Source organism: Aquimarina callyspongiae (assembly GCF_034322225.1).
Taxonomy (GTDB): domain Bacteria; phylum Bacteroidota; class Bacteroidia; order Flavobacteriales; family Flavobacteriaceae; genus Aquimarina.
In genome coordinates, this window is sequence record NZ_JAXLPA010000014.1 from 1 (window position 1) to 3,545 (window position 3,545).

Genomic DNA, 3,545 nt, shown 5'->3' on the forward strand with positions numbered 1-3,545 from the left:
AGGAGATTCCCGTCTATACGGGAATACTAATATTGTTGACATATTGATTTAATATACGAGTTTGAGTAACTAAAAGCATTGTTCTAAGCAATTCTCCGTCCTGCTAATTGCTTAGCAGGACGTGCGCATAAGCCTATGGGTTATTAGTACTACTCGGCTATGACATTACTGCCTTTACACCTATAGCCTATCAACGTGGTAGTCTCCCACGACCCTTTAAAGAAATCTCATCTTGTGGTGGGTTTCGCGCTTATATGCTTTCAGCGCTTATCCCTTCCGAACGTAGCTACTCTGCAATGCTCCTGGCGGAACAACAGATACACCAGCGGTTCGTCCAACTCGGTCCTCTCGTACTAAAGTCAGATCCACTCAAATTTCTAACGCCCACTGTAGATAGAGACCGAACTGTCTCACGACGTTCTGAACCCAGCTCGCGTGCCACTTTAATGGGCGAACAGCCCAACCCTTGGGACCTTCTCCAGCCCCAGGATGTGACGAGCCGACATCGAGGTGCCAAACCCCCCCGTCGATGTGAGCTCTTGGGGGAGATCAGCCTGTTATCCCCGGAGTACCTTTTATCCTTTGAGCGATGGCCCTTCCATGCGGAACCACCGGATCACTATGCTCTACTTTCGTACCTGATCGGCCTGTATGCCTCTCAGTCAAGCTCCCTTATGCCATTGCACTCTACGCACGATTACCAACCGTACTGAGGGAACCTTTAGAAGCCTCCGTTACTCTTTTGGAGGCGACCACCCCAGTCAAACTACCCACCAAGCACTGTCCTTCCATTGGAAGTTAGGCTCCGAATAAGCAAAGGGTGGTATTTCAACAATGACTCACCAACGCCTGGCGACGCTAGATCAAAGTCTCCCACCTATCCTACACATTACTTATCCAAAGTCAATACTAAGCTATAGTAAAGGTTCACAGGGTCTTTTCGTCCCACAGCGGGTAACCGGCATCTTCACCGATACTACAATTTCACCGAGCTCATGGCTGAGACAGTGTCCAGATCGTTGCACCATTCGTGCAGGTCGGAACTTACCCGACAAGGAATTTCGCTACCTTAGGACCGTTATAGTTACGGCCGCCGTTTACCGGGGCTTCAATTCAGATCTTCGCCGAAGCTAAACCCTCCTCTTAACCTTCCGGCACCGGGCAGGTGTCAGGCCATATACATCATCTTTCGATTTAGCATAGCCCTGTGTTTTTGATAAACAGTCGCCTGGACCTTTTCACTGCGGCCCTCATTACTGAGGGCGACCTTTCTCCCGAAGTTACAGGTCTATTTTGCCTAGTTCCTTAGCCATGAATCTCTCGAGCACCTTAGAATTCTCATCCCAACTACCTGTGTCGGTTTACGGTACGGGCTGCTTCACTCGTTTTTCTTGGAAGTCGATTCGCTAGATTATCACCTCGGCCGTAGCCTTAGTGTACTATCGCCGTGTTACCACTGGCTTCAACGCACATTTCCGTCAGTGCGCACTAACTATTCGCCTCCGTCACTTTTAGCGTGAGCAGGTACAGGAATATTAACCTGTTGTCCATCCACTACCCCTTTCGGGTTCGCGTTAGGTCCCGACTAACCCTCAGCTGATTAGCATAGCTGAGGAAACCTTAGTCTTTCGGTGTGCGGGTTTCTCGCCCGCATTATCGTTACTTATGCCTACATTTTCTTTTGTAGCTGCTCCAGCAAGAATCGCCTCTCACCTTCAACGCCACTACAATGCTCCCCTACCACTTCTTAAGAAGTCCATAGCTTCGGTAATATGCTTATGCCCGATTATTATCCATGCCGAACCGCTCGACTAGTGAGCTGTTACGCACTCTTTAAATGAATGGCTGCTTCCAAGCCAACATCCTAGCTGTCTAAGCAGTTCAACCGCGTTTATTCAACTTAGCATATATTTAGGGACCTTAGCTGATGGTCTGGGTTCTTTCCCTCTCGGACATGGACCTTAGCACCCATGCCCTCACTGCTGTGCATCATTTTATAGCATTCGGAGTTTGTCAGGAATTGGTAGGCGGTGAAGCCCCCGCATCCAATCAGTAGCTCTACCTCTATAAAACTAACACAACGCTGCACCTAAATGCATTTCGGGGAGTACGAGCTATTTCCGAGTTTGATTGGCCTTTCACCCCTACCCTCAGGTCATCCCAAGACTTTTCAACGTCAACGGGTTCGGTCCTCCACTTTGGGTTAACAAAGCTTCAACCTGCCCAAGGGTAGATCACACGGTTTCGCGTCTACTACTACTAACTGTACGCCCTATTCAGACTCGCTTTCGCTACGGCTCCGATCCTCAAAATCTTAACCTTGCTAGTAAAAGTAACTCGTAGGCTCATTATGCAAAAGGCACGCCGTCACCATAAATGGCTCCGACCGCTTGTAAGCGTATGGTTTCAGGATCTATTTCACTCCCTTATTCAGGGTTCTTTTCACCTTTCCCTCACGGTACTGGTTCACTATCGGTCTCTCAGGAGTATTTAGCCTTATGGGATGGTCCCCACAGATTCATACAGGGTTACACGTGCCCCGCACTACTCAGGATACTACTAGATTTTTGATCTTTACTTATACCAGGCTATCACTGTCTTTGGCTCCTCTTTCCAAAGGATTCTAATTCATTACAAAAATCATATCGTAGTCCTACAACCCCCGCAATGCCGTAACATTACAGGTTTGGGCTAATCCGCGTTCGCTCGCCACTACTAACGGAATCACTATTGTTTTCTTCTCCTCCGGGTACTTAGATGTTTCAGTTCTCCGGGTTCGCCTCCTTGCGGATACTATATCTTCAATATAGTGGGTTGCCCCATTCGGATATCTGCGGATCAATCTGTATGTGCCAGTCCCCGCAGCTTTTCGCAGCTTATCACGTCCTTCTTCGCCTCTGAGAGCCTAGGCATTCCCCATACGCCCTTAATTAGCTTATGCGTCTTGCTTATAACTTGCTCTTTTAGTTTTTTGATGATATAAATAATTATATCATCACTCTTTTATCATTACTTGTCTCGCAAGAGAACAAGCAATGCTCGTATTTTTAAATCAATATGTCAATGAACGTTTTTCTTATCATAAATATAAAAACGATGAGCATAAAACCTATTTCACAATGTGAATCCTGTGTTTTATAAACTATCAACCCTTATATCTAAAGAATCGTGGAGAATACCGGAGTCGAACCGGTGACCTCCTGCGTGCAAGGCAGGCGCTCTAGCCAGCTGAGCTAATTCCCCGTCAATAAAGTTGGCAAACTGCCAGAATATAGTGGACGTAGCACAACTTCTAAAATTTCCTATTCAATATATAATCAATGAACGTAATTTGTAGTCTCAGGCAGACTCGAACTGCCGACCTCTACATTATCAGTGTAGCGCTCTAACCAGCTGAGCTATGAGACTGTCTTAGTAGTCTTAAATCTTCAGACAACAACCCCATGTTTATACAAACCTGAAATTATAATCATCAAACCTGAAACTTACTTTATTAATCGACAGCTAAAAGACTAAAAACATATAAAAATACTACTCCGTCGTAC

Annotated in this window: 2 tRNA genes and 1 rRNA gene; all 3 read right to left on the bottom strand. The window is 46.3% G+C overall.

From position 1 onward, the window contains the following. Positions 1–123 precede the first annotated feature (123 nt). Positions 124–2,941: ribosomal RNA gene (locus U0D62_RS25465) — 23S ribosomal RNA — on the bottom strand. 228 nt (positions 2,942–3,169) lie between these two features. Then, positions 3,170–3,243 (bottom strand) — tRNA-Ala (locus U0D62_RS25470). Positions 3,244–3,334: 91 nt separating this feature from the next. After that, a tRNA-Ile gene (locus tag U0D62_RS25475) sits at positions 3,335–3,408 on the bottom strand. Positions 3,409–3,545: the final 137 nt, after the last annotated feature.